The following is a 14,165-nucleotide window of genomic DNA, read 5'->3' as shown; positions in this document are numbered from 1 at the left end:
GGCAACGCCAAATTCGCTTGGCGCGGGGTGGAGCAGCCCGGTAGCTCGTCAGGCTCATAACCTGAAGGCCGCAGGTTCAAATCCTGCCCCCGCAACCAAATCATCATTATCGAAAAACACCCGTAGCCATAAGCTGCGGGTGTTTTGCGTTTGTAGCCTGACCGAACCGCATCGACGGCCGATACGCCGTGTCCGCCAAAGACGGGTGACGCCGGATGCGATCGGGCTGTTACCAGCGTTCCGGCTGTCTCGATTGATGCCTTGCAAGGCTGGGGCGTGTTGTGGCTAACAGTCCCGCCCCTTAGACCGTATTGCCGGCACGTGTATCGCGTGTCTTCACCAAGCTCCAGATAACGCCCGAGGCGATGATGGCGAAGGTGATACTGAGCGAGAGTGAAGCGGGAAACTTTTCGAGACCCAGGAGGTCAGCGACGAAGATTTTCGAGCCGATGAAGATCAGCACGATTGCGAGCGCCGGCTTCAGATATCGAAAGCGATGGATCATCGCGGCGAGTGCGAAATACAGTGCGCGCAGACCAAGGATCGCGAACACATTCGACGTGTAGACGATGAACGGATCGGTCGTGATCGCAAAGATCGCAGGGACGGAGTCGACCGCGAAGATCACGTCGGCGATTTCGACCATGACGAGCGCCATGAACAGCGGCGTCATGAACCAGACCAGTTTGCCGGTCGTGGGATGGGGCTTCTTGACGAAGAAATCCTGACCGTGATGCTCTTCCGTGACGTTAAACCTGCGCCGCATGAAGCCGACAATGGGATTGTTGCCGATCTCGGGTTCCTTGTCGCCGATCAACAGCATTTTGATGCCGGTGATGACGAGGAAGGCGGCAAAGAGATAGAGGACCCATGAAAAGTTCGAAACCAGCGTCGCGCCAAGTCCGATCATGATGGCGCGCAGAACGATCACACCCAGCACGCCCCAAAAGAGGACGCGGTGCTGGTATTTGCGCGGCACTGCGAAGAAAGAGAAGATGAGCGCGATGACGAAGACGTTGTCCAGCGCCAGCGTTTTCTCGACCACGAAGCCCGTCAGGTAGTTCATCCCCTGCTCGTCGCCGAGCTGCCACCAGATCCAGCCGCCGAACGCAAGACCGAGCGCGATATACATCGAAGACAGGATCAGGCTCTCGCGGACACCAATCTCGCGGTTGTCGCGGTGAAGAACGCCGAGGTCCAAGGCCAAAAGGGAAACCACGATCGAAAGGAAACCGAGCCACATCCAGACGGGCTTGCCGAGCCAGTCTGCGAAGAAGAATGCAAAGTCCATGTGAACACTCCAGCCGGTCGTTCACGGTGGATGCGGCGTCCGACATCGCGAGAGGACCGGCAGCTCTCGCCAGAGGGGCCCGGACAGGGGCACAAGGAGTAAACCGCGGGCGCAGGACCCGCGGTAGCAGATGGAACTGGATCGTGATCAAGAGGGCTTCCGCGTTTCAGTCGGGGCGCCGCGATGGCCTTTCGAGGTCAAAGCCAGTTCCATCTTCGACCTTCTCTTTGATCAAAGACTGAACTGGCGATCCCATCGTCATTGCGCCAATTGATTGTTGAAATCGTCTCGATAGTGATCGACTATTGAGCATGCCGTTTCGCCCCAGTCTTCGCCAACTCGAATACGTCGTCGCGCTTGCTGAATGCGGTCATTTCGGAAAGGCCGCGAAGCAATGCCATGTCTCGCAACCAACACTCTCCGTCCAAGTGGGGATCGTGGAAGAAAATCTGGGAGTCCAGCTGTTCGAGCGGATGTCGGCAACGGTTCTCCTCACGCCGGTCGGGGAACGTTTTGTGCATGGTGCCCGCGTGGCGCTTGCCGCAGTGGGCGATCTGCTCGAGACCGTCGCAAAGCACAGCGCAGCGCTTGGCGGCGTCATCAGGCTCGGCACGCCGCCGACTTTCGGGCCGTATTTCCTGCCCAGGTTCCTACCGTCCCTGCATGAAAAATACCCCGATCTGAAGATCTACATCGTCGAAGATCGTCCTTCGGCGATCGAAACCGCTGTTGCGGAAGGATTGCTCGACTGCGGCCTCGGCCCCTTGTTCGGTGAGCGGTCCCTGACGTTCGTGCCGATCGGGAAGGAGAGGCTGTTTCTGGGTGTTCCCGCTGATCATCGGCTCGCGAAAAGACAGTTGGTCTCTGTTCGAGATCTGAGTGGCGAGCGTCTGCTGGCGCTTGGAAGCGGACACCAGTTGCTCGAGAGCGTTCAGCGACTGGCGAATGCGTGCGGCGCGACTGTCATTGACGACTATGCCGGTACCAGCCTGGACGCGATCAGACAAATGGTGTCGATCGGCATGGGCTGCTCGCTGTTTCCCGAACTCTACGCGCAGGCGGAGTTCCGCAACGCAGAAGACGTTCATCTCCTGGAAATCGAGGGCTGGAGTGAGACCCGTCAGGTCGGCGTCTATTTCAGGTCAACCAGCGGCCGGGTGGCGCATTTTCAGGAACTTGCCAGAAGGGCGACAGACGCTGCATTGGAGCTCGGGATCGGCTGACGCGCCGGCGGTCCTTTCTGCTCAGCAAGTCATTCCATTGGCCGCGAACCTTGCAGCAGCCAGTTTAAGCTCAGGCAGAACTGCGCGCGACCAGTCGGCACTCCACCTTCAGCTGGTCGTGATTGCTGGTCAGCCCGCCAGCCATATCGGAAAGCAGCTCGACGGCCATTACGCCCATCTCGAACATCGGGAGATGGAAGGTTGTCAGCGGCGGCATCGTGAACTGGGCAATGTCTCTGTTGTCGAAGCCGACGACGGAGACATCCTCCGGGACAGACTTGCCGAGTTCGTTCAGCGCTTCGATACAGCCGAGCGCCATGAGGTCGTTCGCGCAGAATATCCCGTCCGGGGGATCCTTCAGCTTCATCAGCGCATGCGTCTTTTCGTATCCGGACGGCGGTTCCCAGTTGCCATAGTGCACGAGGTCGGGGTCGTAGGAGAGATCGTTGCTGGCAAGAGCCTGCTTGTATCCGCGCAAGCGGTCGCGCGGATTGTCGAGACCTTCCTGGCCGTTGATCAGGGCTATCCGCTTGCGCCCGGCGCTGATCAGCCGTTCCGTCGCCGCCCGGCCGCCGGCGACGTCTCCCGGCAGGATGGACGGAAGCCGACGCTCTTGATCGTAGCAGTTGACCAGCACAGAGGGGACCTTCAGAAGCGGTTCCGGCGGATCGATCTTGCGGGTCAAAATAGTGCCGAAAATGTAGCCGATAAGTGCCTGTCCGTCACAGATCGAAAAGATGCCGCCATCCGGGTCCTCGCCTTTGCGGAAGACGCCAAGTGTGACGATAATCCCGAGTTCGAGTGCCTTTTCGCGGGCACCTTCATAGGCAAGGGCCATCCATGGATCGGTGGTCAGTTCGTCGACGGCAAAAACGATTATCTTGTTGGCGGGCGCACTGCCGGGTCCGGAACTGGCTGATGACTTGTTCGCGAGACGATAGCCCAACTGATCCGCCGCGTCGAAGACCCGCTTGCGGGTGGCTTCGGTGAACCGGGCGCCGGAACTGCCATTGAGAATGAGGGAAACGGTCGCCTGAGATACGCCTGCCAGCGCGGCCACGTCCATCATCGTCGGTTTCAAGGCATTCTCCATGTCGGACACCGTGGTTTCCGGGGGATGGTGCCGTGTCAGGATCGAAAGTGCCGGACACGGTCGAAGGCTACGGCAACCACAATGAAGGTACCTATGAACATTCCTTGCCAGAATGTCGAGATGCCGAGCAGGATCAGAGAGTTGCGAATAACTTCTATCAACAGTGCTCCAACGACCGCACCGAGCGCATTGCCTTCGCCACCGGCCAGATTGGCACCACCGATGACGGCCGCGGCAATCACCGTCAGCTCCATGCCTTGGCCGAGATTGGTGGTCACGCTGCCGAGCCATCCAGCCATCAGAACGCCGGCGAGCCCGGCGGTGAGAGCCGACACGCCATAGATACTCACCTTCATGCGCCGCACGGGGATGCCTGTCAGGATGGCGGCGTTCTCATTGCTGCCGATCGCAAGCAGATGCTGCCCCCATCGGGTCCACCTGAAGACCAGCGACATTACAAGGGCTAGTGCAGCGAGGACGTACAGGGGGTGGGGTATGCCCAGCGTCGAGCCGCCGCCGACCCAGATCAGCAGGTCGTGGTCGGGGCCGAAATTCCAGATCATCTTGTTGTCCGACAGGACCATGGCCAGGGACCGAGCGGCCGAAAGAGTGCCCAAGGTGACGACGAAGGGTGGCATTCCGGCATAGGCGACAAGCACGCCGTTCAGTACGCCCACAAGGAGGGCTGCAAGCAGCGCAAGAGGAAATGCGAGGAGGAAGGGCATGCCACCCTCCATGGTGACGCTGATCACCATGGCACTCAACACGACGGTTGAGCCGACCGACAGATCGATGCCGCCCGAGGCGATTACGGTCGTCATTCCGATCGCGATGATTCCGACGAAGGCGAAGTTGCGCGCAACATTGAAGAGATTGCGCTCCGTTGCAAAGCTGTCCGTTAGAATGCTGAGCGCGAGGCAGGCAAGGACCGCAGCGATAAAGACCCAGAACAGCTGCCGGCTCGATACGCGTGAGATCCAGCTTCGATGCTCGCTACGGGCAATCACGTCATCCAATGTGGTCATGGCGATCTCCTTTCAAGCGGCTTCGATGGCGCCGGTGATCAATCCTGTCACTTCTTCGGGCGACGACTGATCGGCGCGTTTGCTGGCGACGAGTTCGCCGCGCCGCAGCACCGCAATCTTGTCCGAAACACCGAAGACGTCGGGCATGCGGTGGCTGATGAGAATGACGCTGATGCCGTGATCACGCAGCCTGCGAATGACATCGAGAACCTCGGCCACCTGGCGGACGGAGATTGCAGCGGTCGGCTCGTCCATGATGACGATCTTGGGCTCGGATAGCAGCGTACGGGCGATCGCAACCGCCTGGCGCTGGCCACCGGACATGCGGCGCACCAAATCGCGTGGTCTCGTTTCCGATTTCAGTTGCCGGAACAGCTCCGCTGCGACGCGGTTCATCTTGGCATAGTCGATGTAGCGCAGCGGCCCGAGGCTGCGCATGGTCTCTCGCCCCAGGAAGACATTGGAGGCAGCCGAGAGATTGTCGCACAGCGCAAGGTCCTGATAGACGACCTCGATGCCGTGTCGCTGTGCGTCGCGTGGGTTGTGAAAGGTCACCGGTTGGTCATCAACGCGGATCTCTCCTGTCGATGGTGGGAAGTTGCCGGCGATAATTTTGACAAGCGTCGTCTTGCCGGCGCCGTTGTCCCCCATCAGTCCCAGAACCTCCCCTGGTTCGACGGTGACACTGACACGCGACAGCGCCTGTATTGCGCCGTAACTCTTTGAAATTGAATGTAATGAAAGCCGTGACACGCTCCGCCCTCCCTCGGCTGATCCCACGATGGCATTCTGTTGGCACCATAGCCTGCAGGTTGCCGGCTCGTAAACCGGTATCAATAATGCTTGACTTAATATTATAACCAAATATTAATTATTCAACCTGAAAGCGAAAAGGGGGCGGTGATGCGGTTGCTCGTGACGGGCGCCACCGGAAAGGTGGGCCAAGCCTTCCTTCCCGCCTTCCTTTCCAATCCGCGCTTTGCGAAATGGAATGTCGTCGCGCTCTGCAACAACCGGGCTCTGGAACCCGGTCCCCGTGTCTCCGTCGTGAAGGGGTCCATGGCAGATCCGCAGATTGTCGGGAAGGCGCTCGAAGGTGTGACGCATGTGCTGCACCTGGCTGCCGTGAAAGAGACGCCCGATCAGGCCATCGATGTTGCTCTCAAGGGGCTCTACCTCCTGCTGGAGGGTTTCAGCCGTTCGGCTGCGAAACAGCAGTTCATGCTGCTGAGCGGCGATTGTGTCGTTGGGCACATTTTTCATGGTTACAGCGCACCGATCACGGAGCAGTCGCCGAGGCGAGCCTATCGCGGTGTCTATGCCCTGACCAAGGTGCTGGAAGAAACCATGGTGGAACAGTTCGGGATCCAGGAGGGTCTCAACTGGACCACGCTTCGCGCGCCGTGGATCATGGAAAAGGACGACTTCCGCTACGCAATGGAGGTCGGTCCTGATCAGTTCGGCGGGCCGCCGTGGTCGGCGATGATGGGAGCGGATGATCTCGACGCGCTCAGGAAGAACCGGGCCGTACCTGCCATGCGGGATGGTCGCGGCGCCTATCTCAAGCGCAGCTTTCTTCATGTCGATGATCTCGTCAACGCGATGATCGCCGCGCTGGACAATCCGGCCGCGTATGGAGAGCTGTTCAACGTCGCCATGGACCAGCCGGTCGACTACGGCGCGCTGGCCGATATCCTGGAGGCTTCCGGCGATCGGCAGCGCCGCGACATCCCGACACCGTTTCACAGCAACTGGCTCGACAATTCAAAGGCCCGGATGGTTCTCGGCTGGCAACCGGAAATCGATGTCGAAGGACTTGTCGAGCGTGCCTGGAGCTACAGGCGTGCAGGAAATGATCCGCGCATCATTTGGTATCCCGGCTGAGCAGGAGGGTTTCGCCGGCGATTTAGAGGAGGAGAAAGGCAATGAAAACAAGATATTTGGCATTCACTGCAATACCTATTCTCATGTTGCTGGCCGGCGAGAGCGCTGCGGAGAGCAAAAAGACACTCGCCATCGTCGTCAAAGGGCTCGACAATCCGTTCTTCGAACAGATCAATCTGGGCTGCAAGAAGTGGCTGTCGGAAAATCCGAAGAGCCAATACGAGTGCCTCTATACGGGACCGGCCTCTTCGGCCGACGAAGCGGGTGAGGTCCAGATTGTCGACGATCTGCTGACGCGCGGTGTTGCAGCGATTGCAATCTCGCCGTCGAACGCGCCGGCCATGGCGAACCGCGTGCGCCAGATCGCGCCGCAAATTCCCGTCATGACCGTCGATGCGGACTTCCTCGAGAAAGACCATGATCTGCGCAAGACCTATCTCGGCACCGACAATTATCTGATGGGTGTGAAGATGGCCGAGCAGACGAAGAAGCTGAAGGCGAAGGGTGGCACGGTGTGTCTGCAACTCGGCAATGTTGGTGCCGCCAACATCAATGCGCGTGCCCAGGGTTTCCGTGACACGATTGCGGGAGCCAAGGACGTGAAGCGGCTGAGCGGACAGAACGGCTGGACTGAAATCGAGGGATGCCCCGTCTATACCAACGACCAGGCGGACCTAGCCAATCAGCAGATGTCGGATGTCTTTACAGCCCATCCCAAGCTCGATGCCTTTATCCTGATCGGCGGGTGGGCACAGTTCGCGCCACAGGCCTATACCCAGGTCACCGACCAGGTCATGAGCAAGCTGAAGTCGAAGGAACTGGTGATCGTGGCGGGGGATACGCTGCCACCGCAGACCCAGGCCTTTCGTGAGGGCCGCAGCCATGCGCAGGTCGGTCAGCGGCCCTTCGAGATGGGCTACAAGGCACCCGACGTGATGATTAAGCTGATCAAAGGCGAGAAGGTGGATGATCCGCTGTTTACTGGCCTCGACATCTGCAACGCCGAAGATCCCGGTTTCTGCAAGACCAACTGACGGCGCCGTGGCGCCCATGGCGCAGACGCTGAAACGGACCCGATAACCGGGCGTAGGCTTTGCATGGCTCGGTTGTCGCCCTTCAACCTGGAGCAGCCCTGGAGGAGTGGGTTGCGGGAGGACAAGATGAAAAGGATTACGATCACGGCCCTAGTGGCCATGGCGACCATGGTGGCTATGCCAGCGGTCGCCGCAGAGAAAAAGGCACTCGCCTTCGTCGTCAATGCCGCTTCCGATTTCTGGAAGCTGGCCGAGGCCGGGGTCAAGGCGGCGCAGACCGAGCTTCCGGATTTCGAGTTGCAGTTCCGTTATCCCACGCAGGGCACGGCCGCACTTCAGAACGCCCTGATGGATGACCTTGTGGCTGCGGGGACCGACGCAATCATGATCTCGTCGGCTGACCCGAAGAATTCCGTCGATGCCTTCAACCGCATCGCAGCTCAGGTTCCGCTCTTCACGACGGACAGCGATGCGCCGCAGTCGAAGCGCATCGCCTATCTGGGTTCGTCCAACACCCAGGCCGGTATCCAGGCGGGGGAGATTGCGGTCAAGGCGCTCCCCAAAGGTGGTAAATGTATGGGTTTTGTCGGCTTTCTTGGCGCTGATAACGCCAGGGAGCGGATCGACGGTTTTCGCCAGGCCGTGAAGGGCAAGTCAATCGAACTCGTCGATGTGCGAGGCGATGACGTCGATTTTGCCCGCGCACGGTCCAATGTCGACGATGTCCTCGCGGCAAATCCGGACATTACCTGCATGGTGGGCTTTTATTCCTACAATCCACCAAAGATCTATGAAGCGTTGAAAGCGGCCGGAAAGCTCGGGAACATCACGGTGATCGCTTTCGATGAAGATCCGATCACGCTCGGAGCCGTGCGGCAAGGCGAGTTTGCAGGCACGGTCGTTCAGGACCCCTATCAATGGGGCTACCAGGGGATGAAGCTGATGGCGGCGTACCTGAAGGGCGACAAGTCGAAAGTGCCGGCAGATGGATTGATCATCGTGCCGACCAAAGTCATCGACAAGGCGAATGTCGATGCGTTCGAGAAGCAGCTCAAGGCGCGGATGGGCGGGTAATACGCGCTTTGACGCGGCCAGCGCGGATCTTTCGGGCTGCGCGCTGGCCCTCAACGCATTCGAGGTTCACGCCAGATGACAGCTGCCGCCCGCATATCTCTTGATCTCATCGGCATCACCAAGTTCTATCCAAGCGCTGTGGCGCTCAATCAGGTGTCGCTCGGCATCCGGGGCGGTGAAGTTGTCGGGTTGATCGGCGAAAACGGTGCCGGAAAATCCACGCTCATGAAGGTGCTTGGGGGCACGATCGTGCCCGATGAAGGTGAGATCGTCATCGATGGGAAGACGGCGTCCCATCTGACACCCGCCGAGGCCCTGGCCCGTGGCATCGCATTCGTGCACCAGGAGCTGAACCCGTTTTTCAATCTCGATGTGGCGGGCAACGTTCTCATGGGCCGTGAGCCGCGCAGCCGCCGCTTCGGTTTTATCGACCATGCGGCCATGGCCGAGCGGGTGAAACCACTTCTCGACATGCTGGGCGCTCGCTTTCAGCCATCCACCCAGGCTTCGGAGCTTTCGCTGGCGGACCAGCAGCTGATGGAAATCGCCAAGGCGCTCTCGACCAATGTCCGCCTTCTGATCCTCGACGAACCGACATCGAGCCTCACGCTTGCGGAAACCCAACGGTTGCTCGATGTGGTGCGCCGGTTGCGGGCAGATGGAGTGGCCATCCTGTTTATTACCCATCGCCTTGCCGAAGTCGAAGCCGTCGCAGACCGGGTGGTTGGGCTCAGGGACGGTCGAAATGCCGGGGAGCTCCAAAGCGGCAACATCAATCGAGATGCCATGGTGCGATTGATGATCGGCCGCGATGTGACGCAATTCTACACGCCCCCGCATGTAAGGCAGGGGCCGGTCGTGCTTCGGACACGAAATCTCAGAACCGAAGCCTATCCGCAGGCCCCGGTCGATATCGAGGTTCGAGGCGGTGAAATTCTCGGGCTTGCCGGTTTGGTCGGCGCAGGCCGGACGGAACTTGCGCGTGCGATCTTTGGCATCGATCCCGTCCAGGGTGGCCGTGTCGAGATGAACGACAAGCCGGTCGCATCCGGATCGGTGCCTGCAGCAATCGCCGCCGGCATCTGTTTGGTGCCGGAAGACCGCAAGGGTGAGGGACTGTTCCTCGACTTCTCGCTTTCCGAAAACGTGGTGATGCCGAACCTTTCGGCGATCGCGACCGCTGGCTTCGTCGATCGCAGGGCCGAAATGAAGATCGCTGATCGATCCCGCAGCCGGCTATCGATCCGTGCGCCGCGGCTCGACCGTGCGGTCAGCGAATTGTCGGGCGGCAACCAGCAGAAGGTCGTTCTGGCAAAGTGGCTCGGGCTCGATCCCAGGCTCATCATTCTCGACGAGCCGACGAGAGGCATCGATGTCGGAGCAAAGGCTGAGGTTTACCGCCTCATGCGCGATCTCGCGGAAGGCGGAGCCGCGGTGCTGATGATCTCGTCCGATATGGAAGAAGTCATCGGCGTCTCGACCCGCGTGGCGGTGATGCGGCGCGGGGCCATTGCCGGCATCCTGTCGCGGGCGGATCTGTCCGAAGAAGCGATCCTCAGTCTGGCGGTCGGATAGGAGATTGGCATGCACAAGAAAGACATCGGCCTTGGCGTCCTCGTTCTGACCGTGGGCGCCATCGTGACACTGGTCAATCCGCGTTTCATTTCACCGGTCAATCTTGCCAACACAGCCAATCTGATTGGACTGTTCGGGCTGTTTTCGATTGCCGAGGCCTTCGTCATCGTCACCGCAGGGATCGAGCTTTCGATCGGCTCCGTCATCGCCCTTCTCGGCGTCATCTTTATCGACCTGATTGCCTCCCATGGTGTTCCCTGGCCTGTCGCCTTTGCGATCGTGCTGGTCCTGTCGGTGGTGATCGGATTGCTGCATGGCTGGCTCATTACACGGCTCAAGCTGCAGCCCTTCGTCGTCACACTGTGCGGTCTGCTGATCTACCGAGGCATAGCGCGTTTCTATACCAGAGACGGGACGGCCGGCTTTACCTTCGGGACGGATCTTCCCATGCTCGAATATCTGTTCGTCGGGCGAACAGCGGGCGTTCCCCATTCCGTCATGGCTTTTGCTGTGTTTGCGGTGCTTGCATGGTTTCTCCTGCACCGAACCGTTTTCGGACGGCATCTTCTGGCCGTCGGAAAGAACGAGGAGGCGGCTCGTTATTGCGGGATCAATACAAAGCGCGTGATCGTCACGGCCTATGTTCTCTGTGCCTTTCTGACAGGCGTCTCGGCCATTTTCTTCGCCATGTACACCAAGTCCGTCCAGCCCTCGTCGCATGGGAATTTCTACGAGCTCTATGCCATCGCGGCTGCGGTCCTCGGCGGATTTTCCCTGCGGGGTGGGGAAGGCTCGATCGTTGGGGTGGTGCTCGGGGTTGTGTTGCTTCAGGTCCTCCAGAACCTCGTCAACCTGCTCGGCATTCCCTCGTCGCTCAATTTCGCGGTCATGGGTGCGGTCATCCTGGTGGGCGTCATTGCCGATACGCAGTTCCATGCCTATCGGCAAAGGCGACATCATCAGGCGACCCGCTCTGCCTTGGCCGAGGTTTCCCGCATCCCGTCGGCAAACGGATGACGGATAGGTCGTCGACGATCGACACAGAGCTGGTCCCGGATGTTGGAAATGATCAGGATGGCAGGAGCCTGAAGTCCGCGCCTTCCGGCAGGAGTTGCCCGCCATCGACGACGATGGTGGTGCCGGTCACATAGCTCGCATCGTCGGAGGCGAGAAACAGGAAGGCATTGGCAACGTCGCGCGGCGAGCCGAGGCGGGCGAGCGGAATTGCGTCCTCCATGTTCTTGATGAAGGCGGCGCTACGATGCAGCTGGATCGCTTCCGTCAATATGTTGCCGGGCTCGACGCCATTGACATTGATGCCGTAGGACGAGAACTCCAGCGCCGCTGAGCGAATGAAGCCGTTGATGCCAGCCTTGCTCGCCGCGTAGTGGCCGTGGCCCGGGCTTGTAACATGCGGGCCGGTGATGGATGACGTAAACAGGATACGCCCCGAGCCCTGCTTTTTCATCGGCGTCAGCGCGGCGCGTGCGGCGTTGAAGCATCCACGCAGATTGACCCCCATCACGCTGTCCCAGTCTTCCGGAGACGTATTCTCGATGAGCTGCCACGGATAGATGCCGGCGTTCTGGACGATGATGTCGAGCCGCCCGTGACGTTCGAGTGTGAACTCGACCGCAGCAACGGCGTCTTCCATCTTCGAGATGTCGGTGCGGACGAAGTCGATGCCGAGATCATCGGCTGCCGCCTTGCCGTCGTCGGCCTCGGAATCAGCCAGCACCAGCTTTGCGCCTTCCTCCTGGAAGCGGACGGCGATTGCCTTGCCGATGCCGCGCGATGCGCCGATGATCAGCGCCACCTTGTCTTTCAATCTGTCTGTCATGCGAGCCTCTGGCGGAGCCTTTGTTTGAACGTATCGAGTAGAACCGCTGCAAGCACCAGGAAGCCGTGGATGACCTGGGTATAGTTTGCCGGCAGGCCCATCAGGTTGATGGCGGTGTTGATGGACGAGAGGAGCAGCACTCCGGCGTAGACGCCGGGCAGCGCACCGACACCGCCCTTGAGGCTGACACCACCGATGACGACTGCCGCAAAGGCGTTGAACAGCAGCCCAACGCCGAGGTTTGCTGTGGCGCCTGATGTGCGTATGGCAAGCAGCCATCCAGCCAGGCCGGCGATGGCGCCTGCCAGTACAAAGGCGATGATCAGGTTGCGGGTGACGCGAATGCCGGCGCGGTAAGCGGCGGTCTCGTTCCCGCCGATCATTACCAGGTGCCGGCCGAATGGCGTCCTGGCCATCAGCACCGAAAAGACCACGAAACAGGCAATCGCAATCCAGGCTGACAGCGGAATGCCAGCCACACGCTCAATAGCGAACCAGCGGATGGCCGGATCCAGATCCTGGGCGGAGCGTCCGCCGGAAACCGCCAGCACGATGCCGCGCACCCAAATGAAGGAGGCAAGCGTGATGATGAAGGCGCTCATCTTCAGTTTCACGACAAGGAAGCCGTTGAAGAGACCGATCAATGCGCCGATCCCGCAGGCAACGAGCAGTGACGCTGGGATCATCAGCCATTGCGGTGAGAGCTTCATCCCCATGCCGATCCCTGCCGAGCAGAAAAGGATGCCGACCGCCATGGCGGCCAAAGCGGCAACGGATTCTACCGAAAGGTCCATATGGCCGGCGATGATCACCAAAGCCAGGCCGATCGACATCACGCCCAGCACGCTCGACGCTTCGATGATGTTTGTGAAAATGCCGATCTGGAAATAGTTCGGGATCAGGGCCGAAAACAGGACAAGCACAACGATGAGCATGAACCAGACGAGGTTATCGAGTACAGATTCTAGACTTTTGCGCGTACGGGGCGTCATGCGGCAAATCCGGACTTGAGGGAAGGAGTCCGGGGTCTTTCAACCCCGGATGAAGGGTTGTTATTCGACGGATTTGATCGAGGCTGTCGGCGCTTTCATGTTGCCCCAGAAGGCCGGGTTGTCGACATTCTCCTTGGTGATCGCGGCACCCGGGATCTTGATGTTCGGCCCCCAGGCTTCCTTCGTCACGACCCCTTTCAGGCCAAGCACATCATAGTCGCCGGCCTTGATTTCCTGCTTGCCGACGATCTTGTCCATGAACATGGCAATGGCTGCCGCCTGGGCATAAAGCGGTTGCTCGACTTCGGTATTGAGCCAGCCCTTGCGGATCAGATCGAGGCCGACGGGAGCGCCGTTCGAGCTCATCATCATGACGTCACCTGGTTTCTTGCCAGCGGACTCAAGCGAGGCGACGGCTGCAACCGAAAGATGGGCTGCATGCAGGAAGATCAGGTTGATATCGGGATTGGCCAGCATCTGATCGGAGACGATCGTCCCTGCATTGCTGGCTTCCCACTGCATGGCGGGCACAGAGATGATGGTCACCTTCGGGAAGGCCTTCATCTTCTCTTCGAAGCCCTTCTGGATATCGAGCGTGTAGGGATCGCCAGGGTCGCCCAGAACCTGCAGGATCTTGCCCTTCACGTCGCCATTCTTGGCCTTGAGCATCGCTTCAGCCTGTTGCGCGGCAACATGGCCGATCTCGATCGTCCCGGCGACCGAGGTGAAGTCTGACACGGTCGAGGTGACCTGACGGTCGAACTCGACGACCGGAATACCGGCCGCACGGGCTGCCTCGATGGATGGTTTCAATGCGTTGAAGTCGACAGCGGCGAGGATGATCGCCGCCGGCTTCAAGGCGATGACGTCGTTCATCTGCGACTGCTGTGCGTCTGTCTTGTTGTCGGCGTTAAGGGTTTTCATCTCGTAGCCGGTCTGCTTCAGAAACATTTCCAAGGCGCTGACCGAGCCTGTCTGGAATTCGTCGAGCAGTGTCGGCACAAGATAATAGACCGTACCCTTGGACTGTGCGGCCGCCGTTGTGAGCATTGAAAGGCCGAGCACCAAAACGCTCAGCAAGCTTAGCATTATTCGTCTCATGATCGTTCTCTCCAGTTTTACGCCGGACCCCTT

The 14,165-nt window shown here is 59.6% G+C and carries 13 protein-coding genes and 1 tRNA gene; 7 read left to right on the top strand and 7 right to left on the bottom strand.

From position 1 onward, the window contains the following. The first annotated feature begins 21 nt into the window (after positions 1-21). Positions 22-98 (top strand) — tRNA-Met (locus G6K99_RS16930). Positions 99-301: 203 nt separating this feature from the next. Here the strand turns inward: G6K99_RS16930 and G6K99_RS16925 are convergent. Then, positions 302-1,291: a TerC family protein gene (locus tag G6K99_RS16925; protein ID WP_174197226.1), complete on the bottom strand. Its 990-nt coding sequence runs from the start codon at positions 1,289-1,291 to the stop codon at positions 302-304. Positions 1,292-1,602: 311 nt separating this feature from the next. Between G6K99_RS16925 and G6K99_RS16920 the strand changes: the two genes are divergently transcribed. Further along, positions 1,603-2,514, top strand: coding sequence for a hydrogen peroxide-inducible genes activator (locus tag G6K99_RS16920; protein WP_174197225.1), 912 nt, complete (start codon positions 1,603-1,605; stop codon positions 2,512-2,514). 70 nt (positions 2,515-2,584) lie between these two features. On the opposite strand, the gene G6K99_RS16915 is transcribed toward G6K99_RS16920, so the two are convergent. Genes G6K99_RS16915 through G6K99_RS16905 form a run of 3 tightly spaced genes read right to left on the bottom strand, consistent with a single transcriptional unit; the run spans position 2,585 to position 5,415 of the window. Continuing rightward, positions 2,585-3,607, bottom strand: coding sequence for a LacI family DNA-binding transcriptional regulator (locus G6K99_RS16915; RefSeq protein WP_244631509.1), 1,023 nt, complete (start codon positions 3,605-3,607; stop codon positions 2,585-2,587). 35 nt (positions 3,608-3,642) lie between these two features. After that, positions 3,643-4,632 (bottom strand): ABC transporter permease, encoded by a 990-nt coding sequence (locus G6K99_RS16910; protein WP_092659134.1) that lies wholly within the window; start codon positions 4,630-4,632, stop codon positions 3,643-3,645. Positions 4,633-4,644: 12 nt separating this feature from the next. Then, positions 4,645-5,415 (bottom strand): ATP-binding cassette domain-containing protein, encoded by a 771-nt coding sequence (locus G6K99_RS16905; RefSeq protein WP_371816223.1) that lies wholly within the window; start codon positions 5,413-5,415, stop codon positions 4,645-4,647. A 120-nt stretch (positions 5,416-5,535) separates the two neighbouring features. On the opposite strand from G6K99_RS16905, the gene G6K99_RS16900 reads away from it, so the two are divergent. The 5 genes from G6K99_RS16900 (at position 5,536) to G6K99_RS16880 (ending at position 11,216) form a co-directional block, all read left to right on the top strand. Next, entirely contained in the window at positions 5,536-6,516 is a 981-nt protein-coding gene (locus G6K99_RS16900; RefSeq protein ID WP_174197223.1) for an NAD(P)-dependent oxidoreductase, read from the top strand. 41 nt (positions 6,517-6,557) lie between these two features. Next, positions 6,558-7,550 (top strand): sugar-binding protein, encoded by a 993-nt coding sequence (locus tag G6K99_RS16895; protein WP_202048835.1) that lies wholly within the window; start codon positions 6,558-6,560, stop codon positions 7,548-7,550. Positions 7,551-7,676: 126 nt separating this feature from the next. Continuing rightward, on the top strand, positions 7,677-8,624 hold the full coding sequence (locus G6K99_RS16890) for a sugar-binding protein (RefSeq protein WP_092660899.1): 948 nt from the start codon (positions 7,677-7,679) through the stop codon (positions 8,622-8,624). Between the two features lie 75 nt (positions 8,625-8,699). Further along, positions 8,700-10,199 (top strand): sugar ABC transporter ATP-binding protein, encoded by a 1,500-nt coding sequence (locus G6K99_RS16885; protein ID WP_174197222.1) that lies wholly within the window; start codon positions 8,700-8,702, stop codon positions 10,197-10,199. 9 nt (positions 10,200-10,208) lie between these two features. Further along, on the top strand, positions 10,209-11,216 hold the full coding sequence (locus G6K99_RS16880) for an ABC transporter permease (protein WP_174197221.1): 1,008 nt from the start codon (positions 10,209-10,211) through the stop codon (positions 11,214-11,216). Between the two features lie 52 nt (positions 11,217-11,268). On the opposite strand, the gene G6K99_RS16875 is transcribed toward G6K99_RS16880, so the two are convergent. The 3 genes from G6K99_RS16875 to G6K99_RS16865 are packed head-to-tail and all read right to left on the bottom strand — an operon-like array spanning position 11,269 to position 14,132. Beyond that, positions 11,269-12,039: an SDR family oxidoreductase gene (locus tag G6K99_RS16875; RefSeq protein ID WP_174197220.1), complete on the bottom strand. Its 771-nt coding sequence runs from the start codon at positions 12,037-12,039 to the stop codon at positions 11,269-11,271. Next, complete coding sequence (locus G6K99_RS16870) at positions 12,036-13,031, bottom strand: ABC transporter permease (protein ID WP_113111650.1); 996 nt, start codon at positions 13,029-13,031, stop codon at positions 12,036-12,038. The genes G6K99_RS16875 and G6K99_RS16870 overlap by 4 nt, the downstream gene beginning before the upstream one ends. A gap of 60 nt (positions 13,032-13,091) precedes the next feature. Then, positions 13,092-14,132 carry a sugar ABC transporter substrate-binding protein gene (locus tag G6K99_RS16865; RefSeq protein ID WP_062581491.1) on the bottom strand — a complete coding sequence of 347 codons (1,041 nt, stop codon included), beginning with the start codon at positions 14,130-14,132 and terminating at the stop codon, positions 13,092-13,094. Positions 14,133-14,165: the final 33 nt, after the last annotated feature.

This window comes from Neorhizobium sp. AL 9.2.2 (assembly GCF_013317225.1).
In the GTDB taxonomy this organism is placed as follows: domain Bacteria; phylum Pseudomonadota; class Alphaproteobacteria; order Rhizobiales; family Rhizobiaceae; genus Neorhizobium; species Neorhizobium soli.
This window is presented reverse-complemented; position numbering and strand designations above follow the sequence as displayed.

What these genes read in the sequence shown, in the direction of transcription:
- G6K99_RS16925 (WP_174197226.1), bottom strand. Translation starts at nt 1,291, where the DNA reads ATGGACTTTGCATTCTTCTTCGCAGACTGGCTCGGCAAGCCCGTCTGG.
- G6K99_RS16920 (WP_174197225.1), top strand. Translation starts at nt 1,603, where the DNA reads ATGCCGTTTCGCCCCAGTCTTCGCCAACTCGAATACGTCGTCGCGCTT.
- G6K99_RS16915 (WP_244631509.1), bottom strand. Translation starts at nt 3,607, where the DNA reads ATGGAGAATGCCTTGAAACCGACGATGATGGACGTGGCCGCGCTGGCA.
- G6K99_RS16910 (WP_092659134.1), bottom strand. Translation starts at nt 4,632, where the DNA reads ATGACCACATTGGATGACGTGATTGCCCGTAGCGAGCATCGAAGCTGG.
- G6K99_RS16900 (WP_174197223.1), top strand. Translation starts at nt 5,536, where the DNA reads ATGCGGTTGCTCGTGACGGGCGCCACCGGAAAGGTGGGCCAAGCCTTC.
- G6K99_RS16895 (WP_202048835.1), top strand. Translation starts at nt 6,558, where the DNA reads ATGAAAACAAGATATTTGGCATTCACTGCAATACCTATTCTCATGTTG.
- G6K99_RS16890 (WP_092660899.1), top strand. Translation starts at nt 7,677, where the DNA reads ATGAAAAGGATTACGATCACGGCCCTAGTGGCCATGGCGACCATGGTG.
- G6K99_RS16885 (WP_174197222.1), top strand. Translation starts at nt 8,700, where the DNA reads ATGACAGCTGCCGCCCGCATATCTCTTGATCTCATCGGCATCACCAAG.
- G6K99_RS16880 (WP_174197221.1), top strand. Translation starts at nt 10,209, where the DNA reads ATGCACAAGAAAGACATCGGCCTTGGCGTCCTCGTTCTGACCGTGGGC.
- G6K99_RS16875 (WP_174197220.1), bottom strand. Translation starts at nt 12,039, where the DNA reads ATGACAGACAGATTGAAAGACAAGGTGGCGCTGATCATCGGCGCATCG.
- G6K99_RS16870 (WP_113111650.1), bottom strand. Translation starts at nt 13,031, where the DNA reads ATGACGCCCCGTACGCGCAAAAGTCTAGAATCTGTACTCGATAACCTC.
- G6K99_RS16865 (WP_062581491.1), bottom strand. Translation starts at nt 14,132, where the DNA reads ATGAGACGAATAATGCTAAGCTTGCTGAGCGTTTTGGTGCTCGGCCTT.